This window comes from Vibrio sp. MACH09 (assembly GCF_033238805.1).
Classification (GTDB): Bacteria; Pseudomonadota; Gammaproteobacteria; order Enterobacterales; family Vibrionaceae; genus Vibrio.
On sequence record NZ_BSFZ01000002.1, the window covers coordinates 910,152 to 928,848 of the forward strand.

At 43.7% G+C, this 18,697-nt stretch carries 18 protein-coding genes; 14 read left to right on the top strand and 4 right to left on the bottom strand.

The genetic code is table 11. The features are described 5' to 3' along the window. Positions 1-270 precede the first annotated feature (270 nt). The 8 genes from rbsD to CHJ_RS19375 all read left to right on the top strand — a co-directional run bounded on the left by rbsD (position 271) and on the right by CHJ_RS19375 (position 10,106). Positions 271-690 carry a D-ribose pyranase gene (gene rbsD, locus CHJ_RS19340; RefSeq protein ID WP_171751677.1) on the top strand — a complete coding sequence of 140 codons (420 nt, stop codon included), beginning with the start codon at positions 271-273 and terminating at the stop codon, positions 688-690. A 42-nt stretch (positions 691-732) separates the two neighbouring features. Continuing rightward, positions 733-2,238 carry a ribose ABC transporter ATP-binding protein RbsA gene (rbsA, locus tag CHJ_RS19345; protein WP_317918683.1) on the top strand — a complete coding sequence of 502 codons (1,506 nt, stop codon included), beginning with the start codon at positions 733-735 and terminating at the stop codon, positions 2,236-2,238. Then, positions 2,235-3,221: a ribose ABC transporter permease gene (gene rbsC / locus CHJ_RS19350; RefSeq protein ID WP_317918684.1), complete on the top strand. Its 987-nt coding sequence runs from the start codon at positions 2,235-2,237 to the stop codon at positions 3,219-3,221. The genes rbsA and rbsC overlap by 4 nt, the downstream gene beginning before the upstream one ends. Positions 3,222-3,282: 61 nt before the next feature. After that, entirely contained in the window at positions 3,283-4,161 is an 879-nt protein-coding gene (gene rbsB, locus CHJ_RS19355; RefSeq protein ID WP_171751680.1) for a ribose ABC transporter substrate-binding protein RbsB, read from the top strand. 188 nt (positions 4,162-4,349) lie between these two features. Beyond that, positions 4,350-5,318 carry a ribokinase gene (gene rbsK, locus CHJ_RS19360; RefSeq protein WP_171751681.1) on the top strand — a complete coding sequence of 323 codons (969 nt, stop codon included), beginning with the start codon at positions 4,350-4,352 and terminating at the stop codon, positions 5,316-5,318. A 12-nt stretch (positions 5,319-5,330) separates the two neighbouring features. Next, positions 5,331-6,332, top strand: a complete 1,002-nt coding sequence (locus CHJ_RS19365; RefSeq protein WP_171751682.1) for a substrate-binding domain-containing protein — start codon at positions 5,331-5,333, stop codon at positions 6,330-6,332. A gap of 225 nt (positions 6,333-6,557) precedes the next feature. Next, positions 6,558-8,036 carry an FAD-dependent oxidoreductase gene (locus CHJ_RS19370; RefSeq protein WP_317918685.1) on the top strand — a complete coding sequence of 493 codons (1,479 nt, stop codon included), beginning with the start codon at positions 6,558-6,560 and terminating at the stop codon, positions 8,034-8,036. A 159-nt stretch (positions 8,037-8,195) separates the two neighbouring features. Then, on the top strand, positions 8,196-10,106 hold the full coding sequence (locus CHJ_RS19375) for a methyl-accepting chemotaxis protein (protein WP_171751684.1): 1,911 nt from the start codon (positions 8,196-8,198) through the stop codon (positions 10,104-10,106). Positions 10,107-10,152: 46 nt separating this feature from the next. Here the strand turns inward: CHJ_RS19375 and CHJ_RS19380 are convergent, their stop codons facing one another. From CHJ_RS19380 to CHJ_RS19390, 3 genes are all read right to left on the bottom strand, one after another. Continuing rightward, on the bottom strand, positions 10,153-11,052 hold the full coding sequence (locus tag CHJ_RS19380; RefSeq protein ID WP_171751685.1) for a DMT family transporter: 900 nt from the start codon (positions 11,050-11,052) through the stop codon (positions 10,153-10,155). Positions 11,053-11,281: 229 nt separating this feature from the next. Further along, positions 11,282-12,139, bottom strand: a complete 858-nt coding sequence (locus tag CHJ_RS19385; protein ID WP_317918686.1) for a D-amino-acid transaminase — start codon at positions 12,137-12,139, stop codon at positions 11,282-11,284. A gap of 57 nt (positions 12,140-12,196) precedes the next feature. Further along, positions 12,197-13,360 (bottom strand): benzoate/H(+) symporter BenE family transporter, encoded by a 1,164-nt coding sequence (locus CHJ_RS19390; protein ID WP_317918687.1) that lies wholly within the window; start codon positions 13,358-13,360, stop codon positions 12,197-12,199. Positions 13,361-13,459: 99 nt separating this feature from the next. On the opposite strand from CHJ_RS19390, the gene CHJ_RS19395 reads away from it, so the two are divergent. Next, complete coding sequence (locus CHJ_RS19395) at positions 13,460-13,999, top strand: helix-turn-helix domain-containing protein (RefSeq protein WP_171751688.1); 540 nt, start codon at positions 13,460-13,462, stop codon at positions 13,997-13,999. Positions 14,000-14,034: 35 nt separating this feature from the next. After that, positions 14,035-14,262, top strand: coding sequence for a DUF3820 family protein (locus tag CHJ_RS19400; RefSeq protein WP_317918688.1), 228 nt, complete (start codon positions 14,035-14,037; stop codon positions 14,260-14,262). Between the two features lie 80 nt (positions 14,263-14,342). On the opposite strand, the gene CHJ_RS19405 is transcribed toward CHJ_RS19400, so the two are convergent. Beyond that, the gene (locus CHJ_RS19405; protein ID WP_317918689.1) at positions 14,343-15,281 is read right to left on the bottom strand and encodes a LysR substrate-binding domain-containing protein; all 939 of its coding nucleotides are present in this window, start codon (positions 15,279-15,281) and stop codon (positions 14,343-14,345) included. Positions 15,282-15,655: 374 nt separating this feature from the next. On the opposite strand from CHJ_RS19405, the gene CHJ_RS19410 reads away from it, so the two are divergent. From CHJ_RS19410 to CHJ_RS19425, 4 genes are all read left to right on the top strand, one after another. Continuing rightward, positions 15,656-16,855 (top strand): MFS transporter, encoded by a 1,200-nt coding sequence (locus CHJ_RS19410; RefSeq protein WP_317918690.1) that lies wholly within the window; start codon positions 15,656-15,658, stop codon positions 16,853-16,855. 54 nt (positions 16,856-16,909) lie between these two features. Continuing rightward, entirely contained in the window at positions 16,910-17,257 is a 348-nt protein-coding gene (locus tag CHJ_RS19415; protein ID WP_317918691.1) for a hypothetical protein, read from the top strand. Positions 17,258-17,384: 127 nt separating this feature from the next. Further along, positions 17,385-18,029 (top strand): HupE/UreJ family protein, encoded by a 645-nt coding sequence (locus CHJ_RS19420; protein WP_411861591.1) that lies wholly within the window; start codon positions 17,385-17,387, stop codon positions 18,027-18,029. Between the two features lie 13 nt (positions 18,030-18,042). Beyond that, positions 18,043-18,693, top strand: a complete 651-nt coding sequence (locus CHJ_RS19425) for a transmembrane anchor protein (protein WP_317918693.1) — start codon at positions 18,043-18,045, stop codon at positions 18,691-18,693. Positions 18,694-18,697 lie beyond the last annotated feature (4 nt).

The following is an 18,697-nucleotide window of genomic DNA, read 5'->3' on the forward strand; positions in this document are numbered from 1 at the left end:
TCACAAAAAACCTTCCAAAATTGGAAGGTTTTTTGTTACGAATAATTACTTTAAAAGTGATAAAGATCTTTTTTCCATCCATAGAAACACCAATTCCTTAGACTTAAATCACACATCTATTTTTCATCACAAGCTAAAAAAAATTTAACCGCTATTATTTGTCGAAACGTTTCGATGTGTTTTTTTGTAAGTTCATCGATACGTTTCGATGAGAGGGAAAAGACTCTTATCTATTGGTACTCACACTGGTAATGAATACGGAACCTATTTATGAAAAAGACATCGTTGTTAAATTCTGAGCTCTCATATCTTGTTGCCACGCTTGGCCATACTGATGAAATAGCCATCGGCGATGCAGGCTTGCCAATTCCTGCTGAAGTAGAGCGAATTGACCTAGCGCTTACACATGGTGTTCCGGGGTTTATTCAGACAGTAGAGACTTTGCTAAAAGAGTCACAAATTGAAGGTGTGGTGATTGCTGAGGAAACACGTCAAGTGAGTCCAGAGCTTCATAGCCAGTTGATTGCGGTGTTGGATAAGGATAGCGCCGAAACAGGTAAGAAAATCGCCATTTCATATGTTTCTCATGAAGAGTTTAAAGCGAGAACGCATCAGAGTCGTGCCGTAGTAAGAACAGGGGAATGTACCCCTTATGCAAACGTCATCTTCCAAACAGGTGTGGTTTTTTAATTAACCTTGAATACCAACAACCTGAGTATAGAGGAACAGAGAATGACTCAACCAATTTTAGAACTTAACGGCATCGACAAAGCATTTCCGGGCGTAAAAGCGCTGGATAATGCCTGCCTCAACGTATATCCGGGAAGAGTGATGGCGTTGTTGGGAGAAAACGGTGCAGGTAAGTCAACTCTAATGAAAGTTCTAACCGGTATCTATTCATTAGATGCGGGTTCTATTAAGTATCAAGGTGAAGCGGCTGCATTTGAGGGACCTAAACATTCTCAAGAAGCGGGCATCAGTATTATTCACCAAGAGCTAAACCTTATTCCTGAACTTACCATTGCAGAGAATATATTTCTTGGCCGAGAAAAGACATCGCCTATGGGGCGGATTCTCTGGGCTGATATGTACCGCGAGGCTGACCAGCTACTCGCTAGGCTTAATGTCAAACACAGCTCTAAACGTCCGCTTGGAGAGCTTAGCCTCGGTGAGCAGCAGATGGTTGAAATTGCAAAAGCGCTCTCATTTGAATCGAAAGTGATCATCATGGATGAGCCTACAGACGCACTGACCGACACAGAGACAGAATCACTGTTTAAGGTGATTGATGAATTGCGTCAAGAAGGGTGCGGCATTGTTTACATTTCTCATCGCCTCAAAGAGATTTTCCAAATGTGTGATGACATTACCGTATTACGAGACGGTAAGTTCATTGGTCAATGTGCCGTTGTGGATACTGATGAAGACCGCCTTATTGAGATGATGGTAGGGCGAAAGCTTGATGAGCAATATCCCCGCATAGACGCTGTGCATGGAACCACCTGCTTAGAAGTAAAAAATCTGTCTGCACAAGGCGTGAACGATGTCAGCTTCAGCCTAGATAGAGGCGAAATATTAGGTATTTCTGGCCTGATGGGTGCAGGGCGGACAGAGCTTATGAAAGTGATATACGGTGCACTGGAGAGAGAGAGCGGTGACGTTATTTTGGACGGCAAAAGTGTTAACGCACGTAGCCCACAAGAAGGGCTAGCCAATGGTATCGCCTACATATCAGAAGACCGTAAAGGCGATGGCCTAATATTAAGCTTGTCAGTAAAAGAAAACATGTCGCTAAGCTGTTTAGAGCAGTTAACCAATGGCATTCATATTCAGAGTAAAGATGAAGTGATGGCGGTGGATGACTTTATTGGCTTGTTCAACATTAAAACCCCTAGCCGCAACCAAATTATCGGCAACTTGTCGGGTGGTAACCAGCAAAAAGTGGCCATCGCAAAAGGGCTAATGACTCGCCCTAAAGTTCTGATTTTGGATGAACCAACTCGGGGTGTTGATGTTGGTGCAAAGAAAGAGATCTATCAACTGATTAATAAATTTAAAACAGAAGGGATGAGCATCATTTTGGTCTCCTCAGAAATGCCTGAGGTACTTGGAATGAGTGACCGGATATTGGTGATGCATGAAGGGCACATCAGCGGAGAATTTGATGTTAAAGACGCTGATCAGGAAAAACTAATGGCTTGCGCTGTCGGAAAATCAATTGATGAGGAGGCAGCATGAGTACTCAATTAACAACCAATAAGACTGAAACCATGCAAGATAAAAAATTACTGAGTAAAGAATGGTTAATTGAACAGAAATCGCTAATAGCGCTGCTGTTTTTGATCGCTGTGGTGTCGTTTTTAAATCCCAACTTTTTTACGGTAGATAACGTATTAAACATTCTAAGACAGACATCCGTTAACGCCATCATTGCAGTAGGTATGACGCTCGTTATATTGACGGCGGGAATCGACTTAAGCGTTGGCTCTGTGCTGGCGTTATGTGGTGCGTTTGCCGCCAGCTTAGTGGCGATGGAAGTTCCCGTGCTGATTGCTGTGCCAACAGCTTTGGTTGCAGGGGCTGCATTAGGTGCGATCAGTGGCATTATCATCGCCAAAGGTAAGGTACAGGCGTTTATTGCCACCTTAGTGACCATGACCTTGCTGCGCGGTGTCACCATGGTATATACCGATGGTCGCCCTATTTCGACGGGATTCACAGACACTGCCGATGCGTTTGCCTGGTTTGGTACGGGCTACACATTAGGTATTCCTGTTCCTGTCTGGATCATGGTTATCGTTTTTGCCACAGCGTGGTATGTACTTAACCATACTCGTTTCGGACGCTATGTGTATGCACTTGGCGGTAATGAATCGGCGACTCGCCTGTCGGGTATTGATGTCGATAAAGTTAAAATTGGTGTGTACGCGGTATGTGGTTTATTAGCGGCGTTAGCCGGCATTATCGTCACATCTCGTTTATCTTCTGCACAACCTACAGCTGGTATGGCTTATGAGCTAGATGCCATTGCAGCGGTGGTTCTTGGTGGCACCAGCTTAGCCGGTGGCCGCGGACGAATCATGGGAACGTTAATAGGGGCGTTAATTATTGGCTTCCTAAACAATGCTCTCAATTTATTAGACGTATCTTCGTATTACCAGATGATAGCCAAAGCGGTTGTGATTCTTCTGGCGGTACTGGTTGATAACAAAAACAAGTAACAATATTAAAAATATAGGTCAGTTATAAGCTGGCCTCCCTACGTAACAAAGGACTATACAAATGAAAAAGATTGCAACTTTTATCTCTGCTGCTGTTTTGTCTGCTTCTATGAGTACTTCTGCTTTTGCCGAGGATACTTTAGCAGTCGTGGTATCCACTTTAAACAACCCGTTTTTTGTATCAATGAAAGATGGTGCAGAAGCAAAAGCGAAGGAGTTGGGTTATAAGCTAATCGTATTGGATTCTCAAAACGATCCAAGTAAAGAGCTTTCGAACGTAGAAGATCTTACTGTTCGTGGCGTAAAAGCGATTTTAATCAACCCAACAGACTCTGATGCTGTGTCTAACGCTATCCGCATGGTTAACCGTTCAAATATCCCTGTATTGACGCTGGATCGTGGTGCATCTCGCGGCGAAGTAGTCAGCCATATCGCTTCAGATAACGTTGTAGGTGGTGAACTCGCCGGTAACTTTATTGCTGAAGTTGTTGCACCTGATGCAAAAGTGATCCAATTAGAAGGCATCGCTGGTACTTCTGCAGCTCGTGAGCGTGGCGAAGGTTTTATGAACGCAGTTAAAGGCAGCAACATGCAGCTATTGGCGAGCCAGCCAGCAGATTTTGACCGTACTAAAGGTCTAAATGTAATGGAAAACTTATTGGCGGCTAACCCTAATGTTCAAGCTGTATTTGCTCAAAATGATGAAATGGCTTTAGGTGCGTTACGCGCTGTTCAAGCATCAGGCAAAGATATTGTTATTGTTGGTTTCGATGGTACAGATGACGGTATTGCAGCTGTAAAACGTGGTCAACTTGCTGCTACAGTTGCACAACAACCAGAACTTATCGGTGCGCTAGGTATCGAGACTGCTGACAAAGTTCTAAAAGGCGAAAAAGTAGAAGCTTACATTCCAGTACCTCTTAAAATCGTAATGGAATAATTGATTCTTTAATCGGTATTAAAAAGGGAGGAGTTCCTCCTCCCTTTATAAAGTTTATTGATTAAGGTTATCGGCGGACAGATACGTAATCTGCTGAGGATTTAAAGTCGTCCTCTTTAATCAATAAGTTTTATGTCAGGGTAGGTAACAGCTGATCGCTTTCTTATCCAGAGCTGAGGTTAATATATATGAGTAAGCTAGTTGTATTGGGAAGTGTTAATGCTGACCATGTGCTAAAAGTGCCGTCTTTCCCAAGACCGGGAGAAACATTACACGGTTTTGGCTATCAAGTTATCCCGGGAGGCAAGGGAGCGAATCAGGCGGTTGCCGCTGCTCGTCTTGGCGCAGATATCGCGTTTATTGCCTCTGTAGGTGATGACGCTTTTGGCAAAGAGATGAAACAGAATTTTCAGGCGACGGGCATAGACACGTCAGCCGTGATGGAAGAGCAAGATACCCCTACCGGTATCGCTATGATTCAGGTTGCCGATACCGGCGAAAATAGCATCTGTATTTCCGCAGAAGCAAATGGTAAATTGGATGCCGAGCGTCTTACACCACACATACCGCTTATTGAGAATGCAGACTACTTGTTAATGCAACTCGAAACCCCTATTTGTGGTGTTGAGCTTGCAGCCAAAATGGCTAAAGCATCGGCTACCACTGTGGTTCTTAACCCTGCACCCGCCACCGCGCTTAGTGACCAACTGCTCTCTTGCGTCGATATTATTACTCCAAACGAGACTGAAGCAGAACTGCTTACCGGTGTCACGGTATTCGATGAGCGTTCCGCTCAGCTAGCCGCAGATATTCTTCACGCCAAAGGCATCAGCATGGTGATGATAACGCTAGGTGCGGAAGGGGTTTGGTTAAGTGTCAGAGAAAAAGGTGCGGCCAAAATCAGTGGTGAGAATGAGCAACACGAGAGTGGTAAGGTAATCAAAGGCTTTAGAGTGAACGCGATAGATACTACAGCCGCCGGTGATACCTTTAATGGCGCTCTACTGACTGGCATGCTAGAAGGCATGTCCTTAGAAGAAGCGATTAAGTTCTCTCATGCTGCGGCGGCAATCTCGGTAACTCGTTTTGGAGCACAAACCTCTATTCCGACACGGGTTGAAGCTGACGCTTTTTTACAACAACAGATGAATGACTAAAGGACGATTTTCATGGCAACAATGAAAGACATTGCAAAACGAGCAGGTGTTTCAACCTCTACTGTTAGCCATGTAATTAATCAATCTCGATATGTCAGTGAAGAGATATCAGAGAGAGTGCAGCGAGCGGCAAAAGATCTGCATTACGCGCCATCGGCATTGGCGCGAAGCCTAAAAATGAACCGTACCCGAACCATTGGTCTTCTGGTGACTACCTCAACGAACCCTTTTTTTGGTGAGGTAGTAAAAGGGGTGGAGCGACGCTGTTATGAGCAAAACTATAACCTGATCCTATGTAACACCGAAGGTGATGAAGCGAGAATGAAAGCCTCGCTGAGCACTCTGCTTGAGAAAAGAGTCGATGGCTTGTTATTGCTCTGTTCCACTCTAGAAGGGCAATATTTAGATGTTTTTGATTTATATCCAAATATTCCAACCGTAGTCATGGATTGGGGCGAGACTCACTTTACCAGCGATAAAATAAACGATAACTCAAAGCATGGCGGTTATTTAGCGGGTAAGTACCTGATTGAAAATGGTCATAAACAAATTGGTTGTATTACTGGCCCTATGCACCACCATCAGGCAAAAATTCGCTATCAAGGTTTTTGCAAAGCGATGGAAGAAGCCAATATTGCTGTAGATCCCAAATGGGTGATTGAGTCTAATTTTGAATGCGATGGTGGATATCAAGCGTTTAATCAGCTATTTGATAATGGCCCGCTTCCTTCCGCCGTGTTTGTTTGCAACGATATGATGGCCATGGGTTTGATTAACGCGGCAAATGAGAAGCAGGTAAACATTCCACAACAACTCTCCATTATTGGCTATGATGACATTCATATTTCTAAGTATATGGTCCCGACATTAACCACCATACATCAGCCCAAATTTAGGCTGGGTAGAACCGCGGTTGATAGATTACTGCACCGCATTGACGGCGCAGGTTCGGAACCAGAACAATTTCAACTTGAACCTACTCTGGTTGTCCGAAATAGCGTAGTAAAACGCTAATCCCTTACTTACTTTTCAATGAGAATTGAAAAGGTTATCTAAGTCATTTCATATTGTTACGATATGAAATTTTTCCTGATCTACTTAACAAATCCCTTTGATTTGCGGTTATAATCTTTGCGCTAGATCAAAAAGTAACTGTATCAAACCGACCTTTATGCAACTTAATTGCAGAGAAATCGTTTGATAGAACGATAAGGTGATGTCATTAAGGTGGATAAATCAATGAAACATAATTCTGCTCCGCATATCGGTGTGATAGGGGGGGGAATTGCTGGTTCTACAACGGCACTGCATCTTTGCGAACAAGGATTTAAGGTAACGCTCATCGAGCGTGGAGCTGGCTTGGTCAGCGGGCCTCCTATCTGTCATCTGCATGCTGGGGGGAACCTCTACCGAGAAATATCCCAACAGCAGTGTCTGGATCTTCTAAAACAATCGATAGATACCGTTCGCCTCTATCCACATGCTCTTAATATTCGTCCAACCGTCATCGCTACACCGACAACAGATGTTGGTGAGCCGCAAGCTTTGCTGCCGAGGTTAATCGCCATTCAGGCGGCATATCGAGATCTGGTGGAGCTCGATGAAAGCAATGCCGTACTTGGTAATCCGGATGATTATTATCGACTATTTGACCGAGATGAGTTGGAAGCGTTAGCGCAGCAAACTCAGTTAAAGCATCCTGAGACCATTAGTGAGTGGCTTATTCCGTTTGCTAAACATGTCGCATTAGACAAGATTAAGTATCCGGTCGTGGTGGTACAGGAGTTTGGATTAAGTGTGTTTAGGCTGGCCGCCAGTGCCACCCTGACTTTGCAGTCTCACCCTAAATGCCAGCTATTCACAGGCTGTTTATTGCAAGGTGCGGAGTTCCACGGAAGTGGTTGGAACCTAAATTATGTCGATGATAGTAGCCATTATCACTCACTTGAGGTTGATTACCTTGTCAATGCCTGTGGTTATCGAAGCGGTACTATAGATGATGTGACTCGACAGCCGCAAAAACGGTTAGTGGAGTTTAAATCTGCCTTTGTTACTCGCTGGCCTGAGAGTCAAATGCATTGGCCTGAAGTGATTTTTCATGGTGAAAGAGGCACCCCTGATGGGATGGCTCAGTTAACGCCATATCCGGATGGATACTTTCAACTGCATGGCATGACAGAAGAGATTACTCTGTTTAAACAGGGACTGTCGTCATCCAATGAGAACAGCTCTCAACCCAAGTTGGCCAATGAGCTTGAGCAGAAAATGAGAGTTGGTTGGCCTGAGGGGGCTCAAAAAGAGAGAACCTCTCGTGCCATTGAACACCTTAGTCGCTTTGTTCCAATGTTCTGTTCTGCTATCGAAGCGGGCAAACCGCTGTATGGAGCACAACAGATCCCAGGTTCCGACCCTTCACTAAGAGCTGTCGATGTCTCTTTCACAGACAAACGCTATGCACGAGTAGAGATAGTGAAAGCGTCATCTGCCTATCAAGCTGCAACTAAAATTGCAAAAGCGGTAAGCCAGCTAGGCAGAAATGACCAATCCTTCGTAACAGAACAATCTCCTATTAAAGAACAGTCCCTTACAACAGAACAATCAATAGAGCAGAAGCACCCAAATCATTTAAATCTAGGACTCGCAGAGGTTGAGCGCAAAGCCGTTCAACTGGCAAATCAGCGAGGATATCCAGAAGCTCTGGCTAAAGTACCTAACTAAAAACTGCTCAATTCTGGTTAAAAAGTGCTGACCTTATGCATGCTTGATCTCATTAACAAATCGTATATGTAGTGAGAGATACCATCACAATTCTATATGGATATTGTGTTTAAAGAAGGTAGCCCGCTCGGGTGAGTTCTTAATTGCTAAAGGTGTGAAATGATTAAAAAAATAGGCTTTAAAGCATCAATAATTTTGTTTGTCACTGTGTTAGTCGCCACCGTTTTATTGATATCAAATATGCTTTCATATGACACGCTGAAATCCTCTCTTAAAGAGCATATTAACTCGCAGTCCTTGATGATCGTGAATGGTGAAGCGGATAAGCTGCAAAACTGGTTCGGTGGTAAAATTGACGCTGTTGATGAGTTAGCAAGGTACAGTGAGCGTGAGACATTTGATAAGAACTATGTCGCGATATCAAGATTAGTAAAAAGTACCAGCGACGTATCAGCCATTCTGTTTGGTTTTGATGATGGCTCTTCATACACCTCGGATAACTCAGATCTATTCAAAAATGGTATTGGCGATAAAAGTCGTTACAACCCGACCACACGTCAATGGTACAAGCAGGCGAAAGCCTCGAATAATGTCATCATCACTGACCCCTACGAAATTGCGGGCACTAATGACTTGGTTGTTTCCATCGTTAAATCAACCAGAAATGGTGCGGTACTGGCGGATATAAGCTTAGGAATATTAAGTAACACCGTCGACAATATCGAATTTTCTGGCTCTGTTACTGCCATTCTTGATGAAAACGGCAAGTCTCTGGCGTCTAATTCTAATGTCCTAAAAGTTAACACCTCACTTCAAGATGTTCAGATGGGTGAAGTCTATAACCGAATGAAAGCAAGCAGACTCTCGGTGGTTGATTATCAGGTCGAAGGGGTTGAGAAAATCGGCTTTACCAGAGAGATTGAACTGACGGATGGGAAAAAGTGGTATCTGTTTTTCGGAGTCAGTAAGTCGGTTGTTTATGAAGAAATAGAAAACGCCTTTTATGACTCGATGATCTCTTCCGTTTTAATGATCATTGCGGCAGTCGTTACGGTTGTAGGCGTGCTGTACTTTCTTTACAAACCGGTTCTTTCGCTCAAATCCGTTATTCATGACCTTGCTCAGGGGAATGGTGACCTTACTCGGCGTCTGCCAGTGACCTCGAATGATGACCTAGGACAGATATCGCAGGATATAAATCAGTTCATTGCCAATTTGCAGTCTTTAATGAAGGATGTGTCTCGCGCATCTGAATCCATTGCTGCGAGCGTAACAAACTTAGAATCGCAGGTGAGTGCAAACGGTGAAGTGCTGATCAAACATAATCAGGAAGCAGAGCAAGTTGCTGCCGCGGTGGAAGAGATGAGTGCCACCGCAGATGATGTGGCAAGCAATGCTTCAAGTGCGTCCAGTTTTACTCAATCTATGAGCAGTCAAGTCGAAGCGTCCAGAGGAAGTGTAGGATCGTCAACCGTTACCGTTTCTGAGCTGGTAAAAAATGTGCAGTCAACGTCAGAAAGTATAGAGACTATCGAGCAAGATACGTCGGCGATTACCGATGTGCTTAATATCATCAGCGATATCGCTGATCAGACGAATCTATTGGCGTTGAATGCGGCGATTGAAGCTGCCCGGGCAGGGGAACAAGGAAGAGGCTTTGCGGTGGTGGCCGATGAAGTTAGAGCCTTGGCAGCAAAGACCAGAGTGAGTACCGAGGATATTCAGTCAACACTTGCTCAATTAAAACAGGGTTCATACTCTGCAATTCAGGCGATGAATGTTACCCAAACAACCTGTAAAGAGACGGTTTCGCAGACTAATACCGTAGAGTCTGAACTGAATCAAATCGCGGATTCGGTACTGCAAATCAATGATTTGAATAATCAGATTGCTACCGCTGCTGAAGAGCAAAGTCAGGTATCTGGTGAAGTGGCGGCCAACATGGCAACCATTAGGGATATGGCTAAAGAGCTTTCTGATAGTGGTTTAAATACCGCAGAAGAAGCGACGAATCTGGCGGGGGCCAATACACAATTATCGTCAGTGGTTAACAAGTTTAAATTAGCGTAAGTTCGTGGCGAGTCAAGGGCGCTTGCGCCCTTGACGGTCTCATTTATTATCTGCTTTGTGCCTTTCGAAGCTTTTTATTTACAAAGGCTTTCAAAGAAAATCCAGTCACTAACATCGTACCTGATACCACCAGCAAGGTGCCAAATACCGTATTCCAGCCAATCGGTTCATCTAGGATAAGGTGTCCCCAGAAAATACCAAACGCAGGAATAAGAAAGGTAACAGAAAGTGCCGATGCGGCGCCGACATCTGCGATCAATTTAAAGTAGAGCAGGTAAGCAATTCCAGTACAAAGAACACCGAGCGCGATAACAGAGAGGCTTATTTCTACTCCTATCGCTTCCTTCACAGGGAAGAAGGGTAATAAAGGAAGAACGATAAGGGAAGCCGCCCACATATTGCCGTGTGCATTATTAAATGAGGACATTGGTGGCGCGGTTTTGGTGTAGTTACTGGCAATACCGTAACAGGCCGCAGCCATAATGCCTGCAAAAATGGCAAGTCCGGAGCCTTCTTCCAGTTGTCCTGCATCCCAGCCAACTAACACCACAACACCCAATACACCAAGACATAAGCCGACGGTTTTTTTACGGGTTAATGGTGTTTTGGTCCAGAATACACCGATAGCCGTGCCCCAGATAGCAGCGGTTGAATTTAATATTGAAAGTGTCGAAGCATTTAAGGTTTGCACCGCGTAAGCAAAGAGTAAGAAAGGCAGGGCAGTATTAAATAATCCTATGATAAAGAAATGCATTTTATACTGGAAAAAGTCCAGTCTTCGCTTCATCACAATCGCAACAACAAATAGGAACAGAGCTGCCAGAAGAACGCGAAGTTCTATCATCATTGCAGGCCCAAGCGCGGGTACTGCGATTCTCATAAACAGAAATGAACTTCCCCATATGGCGGCGAGAAGGATTAGTTGAATAGCGCTGGATATTGGCATGGAGAACCTTAATCACTAAATGACATTACATGTAGCCCAAGCCGATGTCGCAATACAGACACAACTGTCAGCCAAAGCATTGGTTTTATATTATTGTTCTTGTGGGAGATTTCTCCCGCACTATACAGTAAATTGCTGCAATAGTAAGCGGGAGATAATGAATAAATCGTATCTAGAAACGACAGACTTTTAGAGCGCGACTTTTATTCAATTAAAACGTTCTAACAAGCTAACTTATATTGCTCGTTGCCGTTTCTATATAGATTTCTCGCATTTTGTTGGTAATGGTTCCCGGTTTGCCATCGCCAATGGTGTGACCATCAATTTCTACCACAGGCCAGACGAACGTTGTCGCCGAGCTAATAAACGCTTCTTTAGCTTTGTACGCTTCTTCTATGGTAAATAGACGTTCTTCTACTGTAAGGTTTAGGCTGTCCGCCAACTTGAGTAAGCTGGCGCGAGTAATACCATGCAGAATGTCGTTGCTGAGAGGGCGAGTCACTAACACATTGTCTTCTGTAACAATGTAGGCATTATTCGACCCTCCTTCCGTGACAAACCCGTTCTCAATAAGCCATGCGTCAGTTACGCCTGCTTCCTTGGCGGCTTGTTTGGCCATACATGCAGCTAAAAGACTGGTGGTTTTTATATCGCGGCGTTTCCAGCGAATATCTTGCAGTGAAATAACGCCAATACCTTTGTCCGCTTGTGGGCAGCGCAAAAGGGCTTTCACTTGCGTAAACATCACCAATGTTGGAGGTGTGTCTGGGTGGTAGCCAAAATCACGATCGCCATCACTGCCACGGGTCAGTTGAAGATAAACGCCACCTTCATTAAGTTGATTTTTTTCAATAAGGTTTTTATGAATGGCCTGCAACTCTTGCTCGTCAACGGGGAGAGTTATGCCAAGTTCACGACATGAGCGGGTAAGACGGGCCATATGTCCTGCACTATCAACCAGCTTGCCATTAATAACAGAGGTCACTTCATAGACCGCATCAGCAAAAAGAAAGCCGCGATCAAATACAGAAACCTTCGCTTCTGATTCAGGGAAATATTGTCCATTTATATATACTGTGCGTTCCATACTGACTTCCTCTTATCGGCGATTAATGCCTTACTTAAAAGCATCGGGCTTATTAAGTCAATGTTTACTTGTTACTGCAAATAGTTTGCTATAGATCGTTCCGCTAATCAGTCCAAGTATTGGTGCACTGATACCGAATAAAGAGACACCTGATGATGCAATAATAAAGGTCAGTACAGCGGCTTCACGATGTTCAGAATGGAGCACCATGGTTTTTAAACACATCACTAAGGTGCCAAAAAGCGCTAAGCCAGCGAGGATTTTGCTAATGGAGTCAGGCAGTATCATAAAAATATCCGCAATGGTCGCCCCAAACACACCGGCCGCAAGATAGAAAATACCGGCCCATATAACCGCTTTATACCTTTGCTTTGTATCTTTATCGACATCATCGTTCATACAAATTGCCGCCGAAATAGCGGCAAGGTTGACACTAAAAACACCAAAAGGAGCGAGTAGAGCATTGATGAATCCGGAACCAATAAATACGGGTGACGTGTTAATGTGATAGCCATGACTTTTGATCATGGCAATACCGGGTAAGTTCTGTGAAAGCATGGTGATGATATACAAAGGGAGCGCAATATTGAGAATGGCTGCTCCATCAAACTGCGCTGACATCCAAATAGGGTAGGGAAGTGTCAGCGACAGTTCAGACTGATCAAATGTGCCGTTAATCATGGTTAAAACGAGTGAGACAATCAGTAGAATCAGCATCGCAAATGTGGGGTAATAACGTTTGGCCAGTAGAAAACTGATGAACATAACGAAAAAGGTCACAGCATCATCATTCACGGGGGAGAATGCGGCCATACAGATAGGGAGTAGAATGGCGGCCAGCATTGCCGTGGCGATCTGAGGAGAAATATTAGTGAGTAGGCGGTTTAGTGGTTTAATTAAACCGGTAATGACAATGAGTATGCCGTTCACAATAAAGGCGCCCACTATCTGCTCAAGTTGATAGCCAGAGACAGCAGTAACCAACATTGCAGCACCAGAAGTAGACCACGCCATTAAGATGGGTGTTTTCAAAAACCAAGAATAGAGTATCGATGTACATCCCATGGCAACACCAAGAGTGAACAACCAGCTAGCGATGTATGAGTCGCTTGCTCCTGATGCTGTCGCGGCTTGGATAACAATAATGATGGAGCTTGTGTATCCCACCACAATGGCGGTAAATCCAGCAGAGATATAACGTAATTGAAAAAGTGATTTCATGGTGTTTTCTTCACTATTAATTAATGGTAGCCTTGTGCGCAATAGCGCACATTGGGTCAGCTTATCATTGTGCGTAATAACGCACAATGGGATTTTGACGTGGAAAATTCAGATTTTAAAGCCAATATAGCCACTCACTTGAAGCAGATAAGAGCGAGCAAAGGGATTAGCTTAGATGCGACAGCGAAACTTACCGGCGTTTCTAAAGCGATGCTGGGCCAAATAGAGCGACAGGAGTCTAGCCCAACCATTGCGAAACTCTGGCAGATCGCCAGCGGATTAAATGTCTCTTTTTCCGCTTTTTTTGCCACGGAACAGTCGCTACGATTAAGCGAAAATACCTTTCCTGACGACCACAATATGCAGGTAAAAACGCTGTTTCCATTCGCTGCGGATACGGCCATGGAGATGTTCGAAATTACCTTAAAGCAGCATCACCAACAGATCTCTTCGCCCCATGCATTTGGCGTGGTTGAACACGTTTGTGTTTTAAGTGGTGAGATAGAGTTATTGATTGAGGGAGAGTGGCAGAGCTTTTCTGAAGGAAAAAGTGTTCGATTCTTTGCCGATCAAGATCATGGCTATCGGGCGGTGAGTGAAACGGTTATATTTCACAATATTGTCTGCTACCCCAAGTAGAATAAATAGGTTTTATCAAACGTTAAGGAAGTGCAGTGTTAGAGAAAGAGAACTTAATAAAATTGGCGCGTATGCAGATGCCGTTTGGAAAGTATGCAGGCCGAGTGCTCATTGATTTGCCTGAAGAGTATTTGCTTTGGTTTGCTCGTAAAGAACAGTTTCCAGAAGGAGAGTTGGGGCAGTTAATGCAGTTGTGTTTGGCACTAAAAGTAGAAGGCTTAGACAGTGTGGTTAAGCCGTTGAAACGCGATTTCTCTAATTAGACAGCATTGTAACTTTTCTATATTTCGTTCTATTCACTGGGTTCGTAATCGGGCATCAACTAACCCTAGAGATTGAAAATTCAATGATTGGATTTAAGTTTCGAAACTTTAGACTGCACCAACGTCTTTACTTTTTCACTCAGCCACACCATTCGAGGGTGAGACTCATCGCGCTTTAGCTTGAGCATATCGACATCGAAGTCAGGTATATCAATAGGTGGTGGGCATAGTGTCAACTGGTCTTGAAATAGATCTGAACGACCTACCATTTCTGCCGTGACAGCGAGTAAGTTTCGCCCATGCAGCATGTGCCTAATAGTAAAAAATCGGGTGGTGCCGAGTACCACATTCCGTTGGACATTCATGTTTTCCAGAGTTTTATCGACTTTAGTGACCAAGGTGTCATCAGCTAAAATTATCATCTGAGGTGTGGCTAAGTAAGTATCAAGTGGAATTGGCAACTGAGTGTTCAGCTTGTTGTTATCAAATATACACCAGTGTTTTTCTCTGTACAGAAAGGTTTTGCTTATACTTTCTGGTAGGTCATGGAATACGCCAATGCACAGATCAATCTCATCTTTCTCCAGCAGTTGTACGCTATTTTGGCTATCCGCAGGTTTAAAGATAATCTTGCTCTTGGGAGACAAACTCTGGATTAAATCAAACAGATCCGGGCCAAATATCTGCTCGGCATAATCCGTCAGGCCTATTTTGAAGGTTCCGTTATAAGCGTCGAAATCAAAATTTTTCCGAGGTAAGACATCTTCACAAAATACCGTAAGAATATGCTCAATTCTTGGGGCTATCTCTCTTGCTCTGTGAGTCGGAACCATACGGTGACCGACTCGTTCAAAAAGAGGATCATTAAGCAGTTCCCTAAGTCGCTTCAGGTTATAGCTCGTCGCGGGCTGTCCTAAGTTTAGATGCTTGGATGCATCGGAAACACTTTCAAACCTCATTATTGCATCAAATGTCAGCAATAAGTTTAGATCGATACCGCGCCAGTTAAGTTCTTTCATGTCTCTCCTTACTGAGTAAGATAATCCTAGATGAAGAAAGTGATAGGTAAAGTATGCATGATTTTTTTGAGCCAGAGGCACATTAATTGATCTATGGCTTTCAAATTGCTAATTGTAGTGAAGCATATTGAAATAACGGGATTTATCAAATCGATCGCTATAATTCTACAAATTAGTCAAACTAATAGTCCGACTTTCTATACTCACTTTTTATCTCTTTCATTGCTCAGCTAACCAAGAATACGTCGTTCTACACGGTGTTCTGTCAATCAATAATATTGATATAAAAAATCAATATGTTCAATTTTACCGATTATTAAGCGATGTCTATACTCGCCGTATTACATACTGAAATCATCAATGAGCAAGTCAAGATGTTGAAGAACAGAAACTACTTACGCTTGCTGCTAGCTCAAATTACCTCATTAACAGGGACAGGTGTCAGCTCGATTTGCTTGGCATTACTCGCTTATGATCTGGCAGAAAGTGAAGTAAGCATGGTGTTAAGTACCATCTTTGCCATAAAAATGCTGACCTACATTTTGCTTGCGCCAGTACTTAGTACCGTTAGTCAAAAGCTACCTGTAGGGAAAACTATGGTTGCGTTGGATCTTGTTCGCGCTGGCGTTTTCGCATTTATGCCTTTTGTTTCAAGCTTATGGGAAGTCTACTTTCTGACTTTTCTGATCAATGCTTGCTCGGCGTGGTTTACCCCTCTGTACCAGTCAACATTGCCCTTAGTTGTTACTGATAAACATGACTACACCAAAGCGTTGAGCTTAAGCCGTCTTGCTTACGATCTTGAACAGCTCGTCAGCCCTTTGTTGGCAGCCTTACTGTTAAGTGTGATTAGTTTTCGACAACTGTTTATTTTTGATGCCGCTACATTTGTTGTATCTGCCATATTGATTCTTTTCTGCATTATTCCCAGCTCGTCGAAAGTTAAGCATCAACCCAACTTATTTATTGTTGCTGGGGTAACTAAAGGGATTTGGAATTATCTGAGTAAGCCGTCACTTAAAGCGTTGTGGATGGCGTATCTTTCCGCCGCGAGTGCATCAGCCATGGTATTAGTGAATACGGTCGTTTATGTACATGACGTATTGGATGGTGGAGAACAGCAAATTGCGTGGGCAATGATGATTGTCGGACTAGGCTCAATGGTGATCGCTTTTAAACTCCCATCATGGCTCAAGTTTACCTCTCCTCAAACGTTCCACTGGGTAGGTATGGCCGCAATTTTTGGTGCATTTCTGCTCGGCTTTTTCACTCCCGGATGGGCTGGTTATATTGTCGTGTGCCTGGCTCTAGGAGTGGGTATGTCTTGTATCCAGACAACATCCGGGCTTCTCATTCGGGAAGCATGCATGGATGAAGAGAGCTCCCCTTATTTCGCAGCACACTTTTCGTTAACGCATTTTTGGTGGTTGATTACCTATTTGAGTGCTGGAGTGAGTGTAAAGTTATTTGGCTTAAGTGCTGGTTATTTGTGTATGGCGACATTTTGTCTTCTCGGTATGGTTGCCTATTATTTTTTCAGCACGTCTTCAACATGCAGTCGAGCGCCTTACTAACCCTATATTGTAATGTTTATGTTGTCTAAAAGGTTTATACAGTCAGTTGGTTTAATGATGCTTGTCATCGTCACGGTGAGTGTCGCTTCATCTGGTTTAAGGATGCTTCGTTCTAATGGCGTAGTGATAATGCCACTGATCGGCTCGGCTTACTCTCATTCAGAAAACCACAATCATTTTTTGGAGGATGGGAAAAAAAATCAACAAGACGCGAGTAATCATACCCATGACAATGTGACGTTAGATGAAGCAGTGAGTATTGCTTTATTAGGCCTAACAGAAACCGAAAACAGTAGGCGAACAAGCGGTTTTCCTATTCGTAAGCCCTTTAAAATTAAGCGCCCTCCCAGAGGTCACCATTCAAGTCGTATTCACACCGCCACCTCCTATGTCGGCGGATAAGTTATTAAGAATGAATGGAGTTGTTATGAATTTACTTTCTTCTGCTGAAGAGAGCAGGTTTTACCGAAGTGCGAGTGTATTTTTACAAAAAGGATGGCTGAGTCTTACCTTGCTAGTACTCACCCTTATGAGTAAAGAAGCATTGGCGCACGCTGTCGCACAAGGTGATAAGGGTTATATACAAGAAATCACAGGGGTCAATATCATCGCGTTTATGTACTTAGGTGCTAAGCATATGGTTAGCGGATATGATCATATCCTGTTTCTGTTTGGAGTGATTTTCTTTCTATACAAGATGAAGCATATCGCTCTCTATGTAAGCCTTTTTGCGGTTGGACATTCGTCAACCATGCTACTCGGGGTCTATTTTGACATTGGTATCAACAGTTACATTATTGATGCCATTATCGGCCTATCTGTTGTGTATAAGGCGATGGATAATCTAGGGGCATTCCAACGCTGGTTTGGCCGTCAACCAAATACCAAATTGGCCACACTGCTGTTTGGTTTTTGCCACGGGTTTGGTTTGTCTTCCAAAATCATTGACTATGATATATCGCCAGATGGTTTGCTTGCTAATCTCGTGGCTTTCAATATTGGTGTTGAAATCGAACAACTTATTGCCCTTGGCACCATCTTGATTGTGATGGGTTTTTGGCGAAGGCATGCCAGCTTTTATCGTCAGGCCTATTCGGTCAATGTCATTATGATGAGCTTAGGCTTTATGCTCATCGGTTATCAGTTAACGGGCTACGTTGTTGCTCAATCGTAAATAGGAATCACTCATGTATAACACAGACATGCCAACACGAGCAGAGCTACCAACAACTAAACAGCTTGTTCGTTCAACTATGATCGCCTTGGTTTCCGCAGTTATGTTACTAGTAACCTTAGTCTTACCTGCAGAATATGCTATCGACCCGACAGGGATGGGGCGGCTACTGGGCCTAACGGATATGGGAGAAATTAAGGAACAATTAGCAGATGAAGCTGCTCGAGATATGGCTCTGACCAAGACGACAGAGATAACGGAAGTCGCTAAAGTTGAACCAGCACCTGCATCTAAATCTACATCTATGTCCATAGAACCGGTAAGCACAGTACCAGTAGAGACAAAGCCGCAGTGGCGAGACAAGATGACGTTAACCTTAAAGCCCGGACAAGGTGCAGAGGTAAAGCTGGAGATGAAGAAAGGTACGGTCGCTGCTTTTCAGTGGCTAGCGAAAGGAGGCGTTGTTAACTACGATACCCATGGTGACGGGAATGGTAACTCGATTAGCTACGAAAAGGGACGTGGTGTTCCTCAAGGTGAAGGGGAGTTAGTTGCTGCGTTTACGGGTAATCATGGTTGGTTCTTTAGAAACCGGAATGACAATACCATTATGGTGATATTGAAAACTAATGGTGAATATGTCCAAATGAAACGAGTGCTTTAATCAC